General features: G+C 43.7%; 11 protein-coding genes and 2 pseudogenes. All 13 read right to left on the reverse strand.

Annotated elements, in window-relative coordinates; genetic code table 11:
- Positions 1-321: 321 nt before the first annotated feature.
- Positions 322-1,794: a hypothetical protein gene (locus tag AACQ38_RS04370; protein ID WP_165577505.1), complete on the reverse strand. Its 1,473-nt coding sequence runs from the start codon at positions 1,792-1,794 to the stop codon at positions 322-324.
- Positions 1,795-1,852: 58 nt separating this feature from the next.
- Positions 1,853-3,316, reverse strand: a complete 1,464-nt coding sequence (locus AACQ38_RS04375; RefSeq protein WP_165577546.1) for a hypothetical protein — start codon at positions 3,314-3,316, stop codon at positions 1,853-1,855.
- A 900-nt stretch (positions 3,317-4,216) separates the two neighbouring features.
- A complete protein-coding gene (locus AACQ38_RS04380) occupies positions 4,217-5,719 on the reverse strand; it encodes a hypothetical protein (RefSeq protein WP_165577506.1) in 1,503 nt (500 codons plus the stop codon).
- Positions 5,720-5,776: 57 nt separating this feature from the next.
- Positions 5,777-6,928: pseudogene (locus tag AACQ38_RS04385) on the reverse strand (hypothetical protein); the annotation flags it as partial.
- A 1-nt stretch (position 6,929) separates the two neighbouring features.
- Positions 6,930-8,129: pseudogene (locus AACQ38_RS04390) on the reverse strand (hypothetical protein); the annotation flags it as partial.
- Positions 8,130-8,187: 58 nt separating this feature from the next.
- A complete protein-coding gene (locus tag AACQ38_RS04395) occupies positions 8,188-9,693 on the reverse strand; it encodes a hypothetical protein (RefSeq protein WP_207631782.1) in 1,506 nt (501 codons plus the stop codon).
- A 49-nt stretch (positions 9,694-9,742) separates the two neighbouring features.
- Complete coding sequence (locus AACQ38_RS04400) at positions 9,743-10,144, reverse strand: hypothetical protein (protein ID WP_011146164.1); 402 nt, start codon at positions 10,142-10,144, stop codon at positions 9,743-9,745.
- An 18-nt stretch (positions 10,145-10,162) separates the two neighbouring features.
- Positions 10,163-11,734 (reverse strand): hypothetical protein, encoded by a 1,572-nt coding sequence (locus AACQ38_RS04405; RefSeq protein ID WP_165577507.1) that lies wholly within the window; start codon positions 11,732-11,734, stop codon positions 10,163-10,165.
- A gap of 180 nt (positions 11,735-11,914) precedes the next feature.
- Positions 11,915-12,358, reverse strand: coding sequence for a hypothetical protein (locus AACQ38_RS04410; protein WP_165577508.1), 444 nt, complete (start codon positions 12,356-12,358; stop codon positions 11,915-11,917).
- A gap of 693 nt (positions 12,359-13,051) precedes the next feature.
- Positions 13,052-13,459, reverse strand: a complete 408-nt coding sequence (locus AACQ38_RS04415) for a hypothetical protein (protein WP_207631783.1) — start codon at positions 13,457-13,459, stop codon at positions 13,052-13,054.
- Between the two features lie 399 nt (positions 13,460-13,858).
- Positions 13,859-14,224, reverse strand: a complete 366-nt coding sequence (locus AACQ38_RS04420) for a hypothetical protein (protein WP_165577509.1) — start codon at positions 14,222-14,224, stop codon at positions 13,859-13,861.
- A 509-nt stretch (positions 14,225-14,733) separates the two neighbouring features.
- Positions 14,734-16,815, reverse strand: a complete 2,082-nt coding sequence (flhA, locus tag AACQ38_RS04425; protein WP_011146160.1) for a flagellar biosynthesis protein FlhA — start codon at positions 16,813-16,815, stop codon at positions 14,734-14,736.
- Positions 16,808-17,959 (reverse strand): flagellar biosynthesis protein FlhB, encoded by a 1,152-nt coding sequence (gene flhB, locus AACQ38_RS04430; protein WP_165577510.1) that lies wholly within the window; start codon positions 17,957-17,959, stop codon positions 16,808-16,810. The genes flhA and flhB overlap by 8 nt, the downstream gene beginning before the upstream one ends.
- Between the last annotated feature and the right edge of the window lies 1 nt (position 17,960).

Raw genomic sequence — 17,960 nt, forward strand, 5'->3', positions numbered from 1 at the left:
ATAACAAATATCGACAAAAAAAGAGCAACCAGCATTTTATATACACTCAGTTTAAAAACTTTCTGTGATATTATCATAAATGAGATTTATTCTCAGTGCTGAGAACATGATCAATTTTAAATATTCAATAAATGTGAGATTTATCGCAAAAAAGTAGGATTTGAGTTGAAAGCCTGCCTCTTAAAGATTTATTTGCTGTTATGAATGATCTGATTCCTGACTCATTAGCCAGTTCTTCGCAAAAAACGCGATAACAACGGGAATGGCGCATGCGTGATCAGGCACATTCAATTTAGAACTTAGTATTAACAATTATGGGCATCATTTGATATTCTCAAAAACATAAACTACACCGGCTTTGGATTTAGAATCAACACTCTCTGACGTTGCACCAACAACCAAACTCGTCCCCGCCTTATTCAGGCCGACAGCACCACCAAAACCAATTAAATTATCTGAAGGATTCAAAATCTCCATAGGTGTTTCCATATTCCACTTATCATTCAGATAGGTATACACATACACCCGGGAAGCTGCACCCACTGCCAGACGATCTCCCGCATCATTCAGTTCGAGAGAGCTACCAAAATATACGCTATTTGCCGGGGCCGAAAACTTAATGGGATTTTCTGTATCCCAGACCCCATTCCGGCGCTTATACAAATAAACCTCCCCATCTGTGGAGTTATAAAACTCTATCCCCACCGCTAAGCGATCTCCTTCTGCATTCAGGCTAAAAGCCCTACCCACGAATAGGTTATTTTCAGGGACCTTGAACTTAATGGGGTTTTCTCCATCCCAGATCCCATTTGTGCGTGTATACACATAAATCACGGGAGCATAATCACGCACCGCCAGACAGTTTCCCGCAGCACTTAGATGGGCAATCCAGCCAAACTCATAAGAATCCGAAGGGATCGGAATCGGAATGGGTTTTTTTGTATCCCAGATCCCATTCCGGCGCATAAATATACGGAACGGAGGGTAGGGTTTGCCCCCACCCACCAGACAGTCTCCCGCAGCGCTCAAGCTGACATTCACACCAAAGTATTCAGGTCCTATCGGAAACACAACGGGATGTTTTGTATCCCAAAAGCCCTTCGTACGCGTATACACACAAACCCGCCCTTGGTTATAAGTGGGATACGGCGACATGTTTCCCAACGCCAGGGTATCGCCAGCCGCATCCAGACTGACATCCCATGAAGATTTATAATATTCATCTTCATAAGCCTCAAACACAATAGGTTTGCTTATATTCCACTCACCACTCTTCCGGCGCGTATACACACAGACTTGATTATTTATCCCAACTGCTAAACAGTCTCCCGCTGCGTTCAGGCTAACAGAAGCGCCAAAACGCTCATCTTCTTTAGGGAAGGTAGAAACAATGCGCGTTATCATGGTGCGTTTCAAACCCAACACCTGCGTGATCTCCATCCGCTCACACCGCGATAAGCTGAAAAAATCCGCAAACTGAATCTGCCGAGCGGCATCCAATTTCAGATATCCTCCCCCATCAAACGAGAGTCCCCCTTCTGGTTTCAGTGATAACGCCAAAGCACATTGATTAGAATTTAACCCGCCAGAATGCTGGGTGTTGAGGGTCAGTTTTCCTTTGTCATCTCGTTTCAGTCCTGCGGTTGGGCCATCACCCTTAACGCCATCAATGATTTCATATGCTTTATAGGCTTCATCAATCAAATGGGAAAAGGCTTCCGGCATGAGCCGCACACCAGACTTAAAACTCGCTTTCAATGAGTCAACGGTATTAATTTCTTTATCAGTCATCACATTTCCTCAAAAGCCAGCCGTATTAGACAGTCACCGTCATCTGTTTTCTGTATGGGCATCAATTGATATTCTCAAAGATATAAACTGCACCAGCTTTGGATTTAGAATCAACACCTTCTGATGCTGCGCCAACAGCCAAACTCGTCCCCGCCTTATTCAGGCCGACAGGCCCACCAAAACCATTTAAATTGTCTGAATTGCCTGAAGGGTTCAAAATCTCCATCGGTGTTTCCATATTCCACTTACCATTCAGACAGGTATACACATACACCCGGGAAGCTGCACCCACTGCCAGACGATCTCCCGCGTCATTCAGTTCGAGAGAACCGCCAAAAGATATGCGACTTACAGGGGCCGAAAACTTAACGGGATTTTCTCTATCCCATATCCCATTCGTGCACGTATACAGATAAACCTCCCCATTATAGGGTTTATAAAAACCCGTACCCACCGCCAAGCGATCTCCCTCTGCATTCAGGCTAAAAACCCCGCTAAAACTAGATGATCCACCTTCAGGGCGACGGAACTTAATGGGGTTTTCTATATCCCAAATCCCATTTGTGCGTGTATACACATAAATCGCGGAAATGTAATCATCACACACCGCCAGACGGTTTCCCACAGCACTCAGGTGGGCAATCGCGCCAAACTCATAAGCATCCGAAGGGGCCGGAAACAGAATGGGGTTTTTTGTATCCCAGATCCCATTCCTGCGTATAAACATACGGAATGGAGAGGAGTATTTGCCCCCAGCCACCAGACAGTCTCCTGCGGCGTTCAAGCTGACATTCGCACCAAATCTTACAGCATCCCTCGGAAACACAACGGGATGTTTTGTATCCCAAACGCCCTTCGTGCGTGTATATACACGAACCACTTCGGGCCATATGTCTCCCAACGCCAGACAATCTCCCGCCGCATCCAGACCGACACGCCATGAAGATAAATCATATTCAACATCCTCAAACATAATCGGCTTGCTTATATTCCACTCACCACTCTTCCGGCGCGTATACACATAGACGTGACTATTCATCCCAACCGCTAAACAGTCTCCTGCCGCGTTCAGGCTAACAGAGCTACCAAAATACTCATCCGTTCTAGGGAAGGGAGAAACAATGCGCGTTATCATAGTACGTTTCAAACCCAACAACTGCGTGATCTCCATCCGCGCTCCCCGCGATAAACTGAAAAAATCCGCAAACTGAATCTGCCGAGCGGCATCCAATTTCAGATATCCTCCCCCATCAAAAGAGAGTCCACCTTCTGGCTTCAAGGATAGCGCCAAAGCGCCTTGTTCGAGGTTTAACCCGCCAGAATGATGAGTGTTGAGGGCCAGTTTTCCTTTTCCATCTCGTTTCAGCCCTGCGGTTGGGCCATCACCCTGAGCGCCATCAATGATTTCATATGCCTTATATGCCTCATCAATCAAATAGGAAAAGGCTTCCGGCATAAGCCGCACACCAGATTTAAAATTCGCTTTCATTGAGTCAACGATATTGATTTCTTTATCAGTCATCATATTTTCCTCAAAAGCCGTATTAGACATTCACTGCTATCGGTTTCTGTTAATGTTTTATCCACTTCGTTAAAGTCGATGGAATTAAGTAACGGTACTGACCACGAAATACACTACAATTAATTCCTTCACACCTTTTAGCTCGATATCCTGCTGTTTGGCGCTACTTAACTTCACTGACTACCTCAGGTATGTTGCTATCTTCTAAAAACATATCCCCAATAACACTGATTTAATATTTAACTTGAATATGTCATTCGCTTTTCGTATGGCACAATCTGATATCATTAAGTATTATGGAAAAGTAAATTTTTACCAGTTATTTAATAAAAAATTAATTGTTTTTATAAAATTTCACATAAAAATATATCTTTTAAATAATGATTCAATAACTATTATTACCGCAACAACCATAAAGTTAATTAGATTAAAATCAACTCATTAAAAAATCCACCAAAAAACCACAAAATAATCAATAACATAATAAAACATCATTATTTAAATATAATCTTTTTATTATCATTCAATAAATATATTTCATTTTAATTTTCAAAGAAAACTTAGCACATATTCAAACAATATCAAAATCATAATGACCAATATTAAATAATTCGCAATCGCAAATAAAATCAATATAAAGACAAGAATAATAGTTAATAAATAAATTTAAAACTCCTCATGAACACAATCACCACCAAATTAAAAATAATATAAAATCACCCGAAATGATAACACCACATCCTTTTACAATATGTCCCTGTTATGTTTAATTTATTTTTATTAGATGTTATCATGCACTTATTTTCCATATTTGAAGGTAAAAAAACAAAATAATTGTTAGATACCCATATTCTATTGTGTGTCGCCGATAGAAGATAATATCCAGTTTAGTGATTACAGTCATCAATTGATATTTTCAAAAACATAAACTACACCGGCTTTGGATTTAGAATCGACACTCACTGAATCTGCACCAACAACCAAACTCGTCCCCGCCTTATTCAGGCCAATAACCTTACCAAAATCATTTAAATTGTCTGAATTGCCCGAAGGGTCCAAAATCTCCGTAGGTGTTTCTATATTCCACTTATTATTCAGACAGGTATACACATACACCCGGGAAGCTGCACTCACTGCCAGACGATCTCCCGCATCATTCAGTTCGAGAGCTCGGCCAAAATCTGTTACATCACTTGCAGGAGCTGAAAACTTAATGGGATTTTCTCTATCCCAGATCCCATTTGTGCGTGTATACAGATAAACCGCCCTAACAATATTCGTGGACTTATAAAAACCCACCCCCACCGCCAGACGATCTCCCTCTGCATTCAGGCTAAAAACCTTGCTGAAAACAGATGATTGACCTTCAAGGTGACTGAGCTTAATGGGGGTTTCTCTATCCCAGATCCCATTCGTACGTGTATACACATAAATCGTGCTTATTGTGTAATCATCGTAACCATGCACTGCCAGACAGTTTCCTGCGGCACTCAGGACGGCAGCCTTGCCAAACTCATAAGAACTCAAAGGGACCGGAAACTTAATGGGATTTTCTATATCCCAGATCCCGTTCGTACATGTAAATATATGGAACGTAGAATGTAACGCAGGTTTGTATTCGCATCCAGCCACCAGACCGTCTCCTGCTGCGCTCAAGCTGACACCCAGGCCAAAGAATTCAATGCGGCTCGGAGCCGGAAACCAAACGGGCTTTCTTACATTCCAGACGCCATTTGCACGCATATGTACACCAACCCTCTGTCTGAACCTATTTGCCAACGCTAGGCAATCTCCCGCCGCATTCAGACTGACATCCCATGAAGAATCACTTTGATAAGACTCAAGCACAATAGGCGTGCTTGTATTCCACTCACCACTCTTCCGGCGCGTATATATACAGATTTTAGTATTCATCCCAACCGCTAAACGGTCTCCCACCGCATTCAAGCTAACAGAATAGCCAAAAAATTCACGCGCCTCGGGAGAGAGAGTGGTAGAAACAATACGCGTCATCATGGTGCGTTTCAAACCCAATACCCGCGTGATCTCTATCCGTTCCCGCCGCGATAAACTGAAAAAATCCGCAAACTGAACCTGCCGATCAGCATCCAATTTCAGATACCCTCCTCCAGCAAAAGAGAGTCCACCTTCTGGTTTCAGTGATAGGGCCAAAGCGCCTTGATGAGGGTTCAACCCGCCAGAATGATGAGTGTTGAGGGCCAGTTTTCCTTTACCATCCCGTTTCAACCCTGCGGTCAGGCCATCACCCTGAGCGCCATCAATGATTTCATATGCCTTATATGCTTCATCAATCAAGTGGGAAAAGGCGTCAGGCATAAGCCGAATACCAGACTTAAAACTCGCTTTCAATGAGTCAACAGTACTCATTTCTTTATCAGTCATCATATTTCCTCAAAAGCCGTATTAGACAGTCACCGTCATCTGTTCTCTGTCTTCTGTCCTCTATTTGACATTCTCAAAAACATAAACTGCACCGGCTCGGGGTTGAGAATCGACACTTTCTGAATCTGCACCAACGGCCAAACTCGTCCCCGCCTTATTCAGGCCAATAACCTTACCAAAATCATTTAAATTGTCTGAATTGCCCGAAGGGTCCAAAATCTCCGTAGGTGTTTCTATATTCCACTTATTATTCAGACAGGTATACACATACACCCGGGAAGCTGCACTCACTGCCAGACGATCTCCCGCATCATTCAGTTCGAGAGCTCGGCCAAAATCTGTTACATCACTTGCAGGAGCTGAAAACTTAATGGGATTTTCTCTATCCCAGATCCCATTTGTGCGTGTATACAGATAAACCGCCCTAACAATATTCGTGGACTTATAAAAACCCACCCCCACCGCCAGACGATCTCCCTCTGCATTCAGGCTAAAAACCTTGCTGAAAACAGATGATTGACCTTCAAGGTGACTGAGCTTAATGGGGTTTTCTCTATCCCAGATCCCATTCGTACGTGTATACATATAAATCGTGCTTATTGTGAAATCATCGTAACCATGCACCGCCAGACAGTTTCCTGCGGCACTCAGGACGGCAGCCTTGCCAAACTCATAAGAACTCAAAGGGACCGGAAACTTAATGGGATTTTCTATATCCCAGATCCCGTTCGTACATGTAAATATATGGAACGTAGAATGTAACGCAGGTTTGTATTCGCATCCAGCCACCAGACCGTCTCCTGCTGCGCTCAAGCTGACACCCAGGCCAAAGAATTCAATGCGGCTCGGAGCCGGAAACCAAACGGGCTTTCTTACATTCCAGACGCCATTTGCACGCATATGTACACCAACCCTCTGTCTGAACCTATTTGCCAACGCTAGGCAATCTCCCGCCGCATTCAGACTGACATCCCATGAAGAATCACTTTGATAAGACTCAAGCACAATAGGCGTGCTTGTATTCCACTCACCACTCTTCCGGCGCGTATATATACAGATTTTAGTATTCATCCCAACCGCTAAACGGTCTCCCACCGCATTCAAGCTAACAGAATAGCCAAAAAATTCACGCGCCTCGGGAGAGAGAGTGGTAGAAACAATACGCGTCATCATGGTGCGTTTCAAACCCAATACCCGCGTGATCTCTATCCGNTTTAATGGGATTTTCTCTATCCCAGATCCCATTTGTGCGTGTATACAGATAAACCGCCCTAACAATATTCGTGGACTTATAAAAACCCACCCCCACCGCCAGACGATCTCCCTCTGCATTCAGGCTAAAAACCTTGCTGAAAACAGATGATTGACCTTCAAGGTGACTGAGCTTAATGGGGTTTTCTCTATCCCAGATCCCATTCGTACGTGTATACATATAAATCGTGCTTATTGTGAAATCATCGTAACCATGCACCGCCAGACAGTTTCCTGCGGCACTCAGGACGACAGCCTTGCCAAACTCATAAGAACCCGAAGGGACCGGAAATTTAATGGGATTTTCTCTATCCCAGATCCCGTTCGTGCGTGTAAACATATGGAACGTAGAGGAGTATATGCCCCCAGCCACCAGACAGTCTCCTGCTGCGCTCAAGCTGACATTAATACCAAAGTAATCTCTGGCGTCCAGAGCCGGAAACCAAACGGGATTTCTTGCATCCCAGACGCCATTCGTGCGTGTATATACACCAACCATCATGCTAGCATTAGCGGGCGCTCTATTTCCCAACGCCAGGCAATCTCCCGCCGCATCCAGACTAACATCCCATGAAGATCCATAATAATCATTTTGATAAGGCTCAAGCACAGTAGGCGTGCTTGTATTCCACTCACCACTCTTCCGGCGCGTATATACATAGACTTTATTAATCATCCCAACCGCTAAGCAGTCCCCCGCCGCATTCAGGCTAACATAATCGCCCAAGGATTCATTTTTCTTGGGGGAGGAAGAAACAATACGCGTTATCATAGTACGTTTCAAACCCAACACCTGCGTAATCTCCATCCGCTCCCACCGCGATAAACTGAAAAAATCCGTGAACTGAACCTGCCGATCTGCATCCAATTTCAGATACCCTCCCCCATCAAAAGAGAGTCCACCTTCTGGCTTCAATGATAGTGCCAAAGCCCCTTGTTCAGGGTTTAACCCACCAGAATGGTGAGTGTTGAGGGCCAGTTTTCCTTTGCCATCTCGTTTCAGTCCTGCGGTCGGACCATCACCCTGAACACCATCAATGATTTCATATACCTTATATGCCTCATCAATCACATGGGAAAAGGCTTCCGGCATAAGCCGAACACCAGACTTAAAACTCGCTTTCAATGAGTCAACAGTACTCATTTCTTTATCAGTCATAATATGTCCTCAAAAGCCGTAGTTAGACAGTCACCGTCATCTGTTCTCTGTCTTCTGTCCTCTATTTGACATTCTCAAAGGTATAAACTGCACCGGCTTCAGGCGCAGAACCGACCTTGGCTAAAACTGCACCAACCGCCAAACTCGTTCCTAACTTATTCAAACTGACAGCCTTACCAAAACCATTTACATTGTCTAAATTACCTGAAGGGTCCAAAATCTCGATAGGTGTTTCCATATTCCACTTACCATTCAGATAGGTATACACATACACCCGGGAAGCCGCACCCACTGCCAGACGGTCTCCCGCATCATTCAGTTTGATAGCGCAACCAAAATACGTTACGCCACTTGCCGGAGCCGAAAACTTAATGGGATTTTGTGTATCCCAGATCCCATTCGTGCGCGTATACAGATAAACCTTCCCATTAATAATGGGTGAATCATCATCCGCCCCCACCGCCAGACGATCTCCCTCTGCATTCAGGCTAAAAACCTTGCCAAAACCGGGTGAGCTATCTTCAGGGGGATTGAACCTAATGTAGCCTGCATCCCAAGTCCCATTCGTGCGTGTATACACACAAACCATGTTTATTGCAGGAGAAGGATGATTAACATTGGTACTATGCACCGCCAGACAGTTTCCCGAAGCACTCAGACAAATCATGGCAACCTCGTTACCATAACTCGAAAAATAAAGCTTAATGGGGCTTTCTCTGTCCCAGATCCCATTCGTGCGGGTATACACATAGAGCCAAGAGCTGTCTCCCACCACCACCAGACAGTCTCCTGCTGCGCTCAAACTGACATTCACATTATTGTTTCCATAAGAACGCTGGATTGGAAACACAATGGGATTTTTTGTATCCCAGACACCATGCGTACGCATATACACACAAGCATCCATTTTATAAACATCAGTTTCACTTAAGTATCCCACAGCCAGGTTATCTCCCTCCGCATCCAGACTGACACTCCATGAAGCACTACGATATTTATCTCCATCAGCCTCAAACACAATGGGCGTGCTTGTATTCCACTCACCCTTCCGGCTCATATACAAATAGAGCTCTTTCCCCATCCCAACCACTAAGCAATCTCCCGCTGCATTCAGGCTAACAGAAGTGCCAAAGCGTTCATTCTCTTTAGGGGAAGGAGAAACAATACGCATCATCGTGGTACTGCGTTTCAAACCCAACAACTGTGCGATCTCCATCCGCTCCCACCGCGATAAACTGAAAAAATCGGCAAACTGAACCTGCCGATCGGCATCTAATTTCAGACGCCTTCCCCCATCAAAAGAGAGCCCACCTTCTAGCTTCAGTGACAGGGCCAAAGCTCTCTGATCAAGGTTTAACCCGCCAGAATGGTGAGTGTTGAGGGCTAGTTTTCCTTTGTCATCTCGTCCCAGCCCTGCGGTCGGGCCATCCCGCTTATCACCATCAATGATTTCATATGCCCTATATGCCTCATCAATCAAATGAGAAAATGCTTCAGGCATAGGCGGAACACCAGACTTAAAACTCGCTTTCAATGAGTCAACAGAACTCATTTCTTTATCAGTCATAATATGTCCTCAAAAGCCGTATTAGGCAGTCACCGTCATCTATTCTCTGTCATCTGTTTTCTGTCTCAGCATTCAATAACAACTTGGCAATTTGTTTCCGCGTCTCCTCAGGAAGCAATTTAAAAGCTTGTGCCGAAACGGCTACAGTACCATCCACTGACAACGCCCCAGATTTATCCAACATCAATCCCCCATTGGGCTGTAGCCTTAACGCAAGCCCCTCCGGTTTCACCGCGATGCCATTGCCAGTCTTAACCGCCAAACGGTTGTCGATAACCTGCAAACCGCCCCCCGGATGATAAGCTTGAGCACCATCCTGCCAACCAAAAAGCTGTCGCCACAACGTGGCCCAATCAATCAGTGAATAAAACGCCGCCTCAGTCGGGATCTTGCCAGGGGCGAAGTGGGTACCAAGCTGACTGACCGTTTCATCTGTTATCTCTTTCACCATCGTCTTTTCCTCATTTAGCTAGTCGTAAAGGTAAACTTTCCCTTCGCCACTTTTCCAGCCACTGGCACCAATCGCCAATGTATTGGCGTCACCGCTAAAACAAACACCGGCACCAAATTTATGGTTTGATTCCCCATCCAGCTCCAGTAATTTGCTCTGCATAACCCATTGTTCATCCTGATAGCTAAACCACCATACCGCACCGGTTTGCACACCAGTGTCATTCTTACCAACAGGTGTTGACACCACCAGCATCTGGCCGTCACTACTCAAAGAGAGTTCGCTGCCAAACCTTTCCCCGGCAGTCACCGTTTCTCTCAGTATTCCCATAACTTGCCATACATTACGGTGACGCTGGTACAAATAGACCGCACCAATATTGTTCTTCTCTCCCGGGCACCCCACCGCCAGAATATTGCCGCTGTCGCTCAAGCTAAGACTGGCACCAAAGCTGTCATTACTGATGGTTAAAGGCGAAGTCAGCGAATTGAGCGGTGGTTGCGGTTGCCAGTATTCCCCGTGACGATGAAATATCGTCACTTCACCATTACCATTACGCCCCGTTGCCGCCACTGCCAAGATTGAACCATCGGCACTCAAGCTAAGTTTTCCGCCAAACATATCGCCCTGTGCCGGAGAAGATAAGGTCAGACGCTCACCAAGCTGTGACCATTTCTTCCCGTCATACTGATAAAGATACACTGCGCCGCAGTTAGCCAATAAACTCGATCTCCAGCCATAAGAACCTACTGCTAATAGTGTGCCATCAGCACTTAGGCCCACAGCGCAACCGAAATGCTGCTGAACGTTCGCCTCACTAAGCCAAAGTTTGGCCGATTTCTCCCACGCGCCATTTGCCAATCTGCGATAAACGAACACCGAACCATGCCCACCATCACTGTTTCGGTTATCAATCCCCACCGCGAGGACATTACCATTGCGATTCAAACTTAACGCTCTGCCGCTATAACCACTAACGTAATCAGCGAATTGCTGCCGCCAACCGTTATCGGTATAAGAAAATAGATATACAGGATCCTTTCCTTCTGCCCCACTAAGCGCAATAGTTTTCCCATCGCCGCTGACACTGACAACAGCGCCAAGGTTTTTATTGTTACCATTGGCCGGCAAGTCAAACGCGGGCAACTGCGCCTTACTTGCTGCCATCTCCTCAGCATGAATCAGCCAACGGTAAAGCTCCCTTTTTTGTTCCTCTGTAAAACTCTCAAACAATTCCAGCGACAATTTAAAGTCGGGGCGTAACCCCAATTCGCCATTAATGAACTGTAAGCCGCTGCTTTTATCAATATTGACAGCAATTTCACGGTCTTCGCCGATATGCACCCCATCACCGGGATTCACTAAGAGTAAATTCACCTCATCCAGATCCCGGTTCAATCCTGCCCCTGGATTATTATCGAGCTGAGCAGGGTCCAGCCCGGCCAAACGTCGACCTTCCGCCGCTATTTGCACCAATTGAGCATAATTTTCACTTTTCGGCAGGGAATATAATTTAAACCAGGATTTAACTTCCTCTTTATCCAACAAACTATTCTCGCTGGATGTAGTAGATGTCTTGTTGTGAGCCATTAATACCTCCAATTCCGAATGACAGATAAGTTAATGTTATTACACGCCGTTCTATTCTTTTATTTTCGGGATAAACAATATCCTGGCTTTATCCCCCTCTTAATGTTTCTCTTCATTCTAATTGGCCTCTTTATCGGTAAACTTTACCGAATCGTCAGGCGTGGCGATATGTTTAGCCCCCTAACCGGGCATTCCTTCTCTGGGTACAAACAACACCTCTGCGGCTTTTAGCTGCTCGTAGTCTTTCTTACTCCAGAAAAGCTCTTTATCGGCAAACTTCGCTAAATCGTCAGGCGTGGCAACATGTTTAATCCCCACACCGCGTATTTTTTCTGCTGGTATAAACAACACCCTTACAACCTCTATCTGTTTATAGGTTTCCTCACTCCAGTAGCCTTCTTCATCGACAAACCTCACCAAATCACCGGGCGTGGCGACATATTTAATTCCCAAGCCAGGTGGAATCTCTCCCGCTGGCGTAAACAACACTTCCGCAGTTTTCATCTGTTCATAGGTTTCTTCATTCCAGAAGAGTGATTGATCGGCAAACTTCGCCAAATCGTCGGGTGTGGCAACATGTATCACGACAATATCTTCTTGATGTAGCGGCGGTTCAGTGGACATTATTTTCCCCCTATTAATAAAGTCAGACCTTGGTTATGTGTTATAGCTGATACTGCCCTCGAAAGACTTGCTCCGGATAACGCTTATTTAATATTTAACTCGACTACATTTTTCGTACGAAAAAATCATCTATATTTAAGCATTATAGAAAAGTGAATTTTTGCCAGCCATTTAATAAATTTTTAATTACTTTTTTTTAAAAATCTCACATAAAAAGATACCGTTTAAACAATATTCCACTGGTATCGCAATAACCATTAATTTAATTATATTTAAACTAATCAACCAAAGACTTTATTAGAGAAAACATAATAATCAATGATGTTTATAAATGTTACGTATTTATATCAAGACATCTCACTGCTACATAATAAAAACATTTGGCAAATCAGACTAAATACAACAATTAAAAATAACTTTTCCAATATAACTAATAATCCATTTAAATGAAGAAGTTTATTAGTTAATTGTAAGGAATTAAAAATATAGAGATTTAAAATTAACAAAATATAAAAATAGACATCATCCTCCAGATTTATATATTTGATAATAGGATTGGTAATATGAAGCATGAGAGTTACCTCGCGTTTTATTTAAGATTTCAAATCTATACTAAAACCGGTAACTCTCAATTTTTCAAGGTGCTGTATCAGCTCAAGTGGCGCTTAATACATACAAAATTAATTTAATCGATTATTTTCCAAATATCTTGGTTTTGGCTGGTATTCCATCTGAGAATTTTGTACCACTCCAGTCTATCTGATTAGGCGGTATGCCGAACTTTTTCCATGCCAAATTAACCGGCACTCCAAGTATACATGCAGCAATAAATCGATGCTGACCATCCATGATATGGGTAAGCCCTGTCCGACTATTATGCCAGACAACGATTGATATTGGATTTCCCTTTGTTTTGAAGTTTGCTATTTTTTCGTCAACAACTTTTTGAAAAACTTCTGCCTGAGCGGGTAATGGTGCGGAATTCCCAATATCCCTTCTTCCTACAGGGCTGCCTTTTAATATTGATGTGTCATATGTACCCTCATTTCCTTTTAGTTGAGGTCCGTTTGCTGTTTTTCTTAATGTTACGGGATTTAACATATTTTTATATATATTTAACTCTCATCCTTTTGAATTGTTTAGGGCATCCGATATTACTGAATTTTATTTTTTCGTCACCCAATTCTGTGTATTATTTTTTATCTTTCCTTTATCATTATTTTATTCAACATGCGATTATTTAGCCCGTTATTTATTATTCTTACTCAGTATAATTTGTTCTGTTTTTGAGCTATTTAAAAAACTTTTTTAACATAAGCTACGGACAATATCATCATTTATGAATTTCAAATAAAACGCATATTGGGAATAAATAACATATAAATTATGTCCATTATTTATATTTAACTTTATCTCAAGATAGCGTAAAACCAGCACAATTAATGCACTGGTTTAGCGATAAAGTATTTTAAATAACATCATCAAGAATAGTGAATAAAATTACTGAGCTATGCCTATTATACGATTTTTACTGACTCTAATTTTTAAAATCTTACTTTGAGCAAAGGCGTCATAAGCAATATTATCATGTCTTACACTGTTTTTATCAATCCCTACACATCCCGAATCATCTGAGTTTAAGCTCACGAACCAATACCAATTATAAACCCAGCTATCTACAGAAAAAGCATAAATCAATTTTCCTGTATAATCACCATCAGCAGGTAGGTATTTTAAACAAGTAAAATCGCCTGGAGAAACTTCCTGCTCTATCTTATCAGCCGATGCTTTTTCAGCAGCTATCCCTGTTCCAGCAATTAAAGATAAAAACAATCCTGCAAGAACACTCACTTTTTTATTTATCATAACAACCCCTTATTCATATTAATTAACCTTGCCAAACTTCTCCTAGATATTACCGCTGCAATATCCGTTCAGCCATATTAAAATAAGGAAAATACTGATAACTTAACTCAATCAGAAAGAACCCATAAAAATCAATTAATAACAATTAGAAAAGTGATAATTATCATAATGAAATTTTAGTTAATTATTTTATGAGCCCACTTATCCATTTTTCATTTTACCTCCACCATAATTAAGCTAATATTAAACTAGGAGAACCCGGCATTAATATTACCCAGTTATATTCCAGTGAGCTTATCGGCGGTAAAGTTATAATGAATTATTGCCCTTTCTGTGGGAAAAATATATATCCTAATTGATGTTGTTAACTATAACAAATGGGTAAAATAAATTTATATTAAAAACCAATTAATTAAATTAATTTTGATGACTAAAAATGACTATGAATGTCGAAAGATGATTATAGCAAGCCATTTTGGAATAAATGGCCTGCTATTCTATTGATACCGCTATCCGTTACCACCAATGGTCGCGGTCATACGAATTTGACGGTTATCACTGATTTCAAGATTAGATAAAACCACTAATTGAGGCAAAGTTCTACGTAAGAAACGCGATAACAGCGGGCGTAATGCATGATTGACCAACAGCACCGGAGGCGCGCCCAACATTTCTTGGCGTTGCAGTGCTTCCGTTGCCTGCCGTTGTAAGTTATCCGCCAATCCGGGTTCCAGACCACCGCCATTTTGTAACGCCTGAATTAACAAGCGCTCAAGGCCCGCATCCAATCCGATGACTTGAATTTCCTGTGCGCCGGGGAACCATTGTTGAGCAATTGCCCGGCCAAGCGCAATTCTAACCAAAGATGTCAATTCATAAGGATCAGTTTGTCCAGGTGCATGTTCAGCCAAGGTTTCAATAATTGTCCGCATGTCTCGAATCGGCACTTGTTCGGACAACAGATTTTGCAGCACTTTATGCAAGGTTGTCAGATTAACAACATCAGGAATAAAGTCTTCCGTCAGTTTAGGCATCTCCTGGCTGACCCGCTCAAATAGTTGCTGAGCTTCCTGACGACCAAATAACTCATTCGCATATTGCGTCAACAGGTGATTCATATGAGTCGCAACCACCGTACTGGCGGCAACCACCGTGTATCCCTGAACCTGAGCTTGCTCTCTGAGGCTATCATCAATCCAAACCGCAGACAGGCCAAAAGCAGGATCTTTCGTGATATCACCCGGCAATTCCCCCACGGCACCACCGGGGTTAATCGCCAGCCAGCGCCCCGGATGCGCTTCACCACGACCAATTTCTACCCCTTTCATCAGAATACGGTAGCCCGCTGGGGCCAGTTCAAGGTTATCCCGGATATGAACAACCGGCGGTAAATATCCCATCTCCTGAGCAAATTTCTTACGAATGCCGCTGATCCTCCCCAGTAATTCACCATTCTGGCGAAAATCAACCATCGGAATCAGACGATAACCCACCTCCATACCCAAAGGATCTTCAAGCTGAACATCGGACCATGAAGCTTCTGATGTCTGTTGCTGCTCTTCTATTTTTGGTTTTTCTGTATTTATCGCCGGCGCATCGGTGCGGCGATATAGATACCAGCCAAGACCAGCTAATGCCGCGGTAAATAACAGGAAAACAAAATTGGGCATTCCCGGTACCATGCCCAACAATCCAAGAACACCCGCACTCAACATCATCACTCTGGGATTGTTGAACAGTTGAGTCACCATCTGCTGACCAACGTCCTGATCCGTTGCTACGCGAGTCACAATAACACCCGCCGCAGTAGAAATAATGAGAGCAGGTAACTGTGCAACCAAACCATCACCAATGGTTAACAGGGTATACGCTTCTCCCGCATCCCCCAAACTCATACCATGTTGGGCTACACCAACAATTAAGCCGCCAACGACGTTGATAACTAAGATCATCAATCCCGCAATCGCATCGCCGCGCACAAACTTACTGGCACCATCCATCGAACCATAAAAATCCGATTCCTGTGTCACTTCAGCACGGCGTTTCTTCGCTTCTTCTTCACCAATCAATCCCGCATTTAAATCGGCATCAATTGCCATCTGTTTACCCGGCATGCCATCCAACACAAAACGGGCACCCACTTCGGCAATCCGCCCTGCACCTTTAGTAATGACCATAAAGTTAATCAATACCAAGATGATAAATACCACAATACCGATAGCGAAGTTGCCACCAACCAGAAAATGGCCAAATGCCTCTACAACATGCCCCGCTGCCGCAGAACCCGTATGCCCTTCCAATAAAATGATACGGGTTGAAGCTACGTTAAGAGATAAGCGCAATAATGTGGAGAACAGCAAAATGGTCGGAAATGCAGCAAAATCTAGCGTACGCCGGGTAAACATCGCCACCAGCAACACCATGATTGATAGCGCTATGTTAAACGTAAACAGTAAATCAAGCATGAATGGCGGCAATGGCAATACCATCATCGACAAAATCAAGAGGATCAATACCGGCCCGGCAAGCATTTGCCATTGCGAGCCTTTCATATTGCCCGGTAAACGAAGTATAGAGGCCAGATTAGCCATGACGATTATTTTCTCCAGCAAAATCCAGTGCTGGCGGCACTGGCAGATTTTCAGGTTTCTTCGGCTTCAAGCCGCCTTCCCGTTTCCAACGTTTCAATTGGTAGACCCAAGCAAGCACTTCCGCGACTGCCGCATACAGTGTCGCGGGGATCTGCCCGCCAATTTCACCATGGCGATAAAGCGCCCTGGCAAGTGGCGGCGCCTCAAGTAATGGAATACGATTTTCTGTACCTATTTCTTTAATCCGTAATGCAATGATCCCCGCCCCTTTCGCCAATATTTTTGGCGCACTCATCGCTTTTTCATCATATTTCAACGCAACGGCATAGTGAGTTGGGTTGGTGACAATCACATCCGCTTTCGGTACATCCGCCATCATACGCTGACGAGCAGCCGCCCGTTGTTGCTGACGGATACGCGCTTTGACATGTGGGTCCCCCTCTTGTTCTTTAAATTCATCCTTTATTTCCTGCCGGGTCATTCTCAGTTTTTTCAAATGGCTGTATATCTGGTAAACAACATCGAAAGCCACCATCGGTATCAACATGAAAACCACCACATAACCGGCGAATATCAGCATTTGCATAGCATCATCCAGTGCCAACAGTGGCGGTTGAGCTATAAGCCGTAACATGGCAGGCCAGTTCATCCAAAGGAACAAAGCAGCACCAATACCGACAAATCCCGCTTTAAGTAGTGCTTTGAATAATTCCGCCAACGCATTCATTGAAAAAATACGTTTCAGGCCAGAAATGGGATTCAATTTTTTCGGATCAAATTTGATGGATTTGGTACTGAACACTAATCCACCCAATAGCGCCGGGGCACTTAATGCAACTAATACTAATCCAGCAAAAACCGGCAGCAGGGCCAAAACAGCCTGTTGCAGCAACCTGCCAATCTGTTGAACCATCTGCTTATCATTGCTGACCATGCTGTGATCAAAACTAAACCCTTCAAACACCATCAACGACAATTCATGCGTCATTGACTGACCACTCATCCAGAGCAAACTTAAACCACTGGTCAACATCAAGATAGAACTCAGCTCTCTGGAACGGACTATTTGTCCCTCTTTTCGCGCTTTTTCCCGCTTATGGGGCGTGGGTTCTTCTGTTTTCTCAAGATCGCTATCTTCAGCCACG

It is taken from the genome of Photorhabdus sp. RW14-46, from assembly GCF_963887965.1.
Taxonomy (GTDB): Bacteria; Pseudomonadota; Gammaproteobacteria; order Enterobacterales; family Enterobacteriaceae; genus Photorhabdus; species Photorhabdus laumondii.

Coding starts and splice junctions, on each gene's coding strand:
- AACQ38_RS04410 (WP_165577508.1), bottom strand. CDS start 12,358: ATGTCCACTGAACCGCCGCTACATCAAGAAGATATTGTCGTGATACAT.
- flhA (WP_011146160.1), bottom strand. CDS start 16,815: ATGGCTAATCTGGCCTCTATACTTCGTTTACCGGGCAATATGAAAGGC.
- AACQ38_RS04400 (WP_011146164.1), bottom strand. CDS start 10,144: ATGGTGAAAGAGATAACAGATGAAACGGTCAGTCAGCTTGGTACCCAC.
- AACQ38_RS04395 (WP_207631782.1), bottom strand. CDS start 9,693: ATGACTGATAAAGAAATGAGTTCTGTTGACTCATTGAAAGCGAGTTTT.
- AACQ38_RS04375 (WP_165577546.1), bottom strand. CDS start 3,316: ATGATGACTGATAAAGAAATCAATATCGTTGACTCAATGAAAGCGAAT.
- AACQ38_RS04380 (WP_165577506.1), bottom strand. CDS start 5,719: ATGATGACTGATAAAGAAATGAGTACTGTTGACTCATTGAAAGCGAGT.
- AACQ38_RS04420 (WP_165577509.1), bottom strand. CDS start 14,224: ATGATAAATAAAAAAGTGAGTGTTCTTGCAGGATTGTTTTTATCTTTA.
- AACQ38_RS04405 (WP_165577507.1), bottom strand. CDS start 11,734: ATGGCTCACAACAAGACATCTACTACATCCAGCGAGAATAGTTTGTTG.
- AACQ38_RS04415 (WP_207631783.1), bottom strand. CDS start 13,459: ATGTTAAATCCCGTAACATTAAGAAAAACAGCAAACGGACCTCAACTA.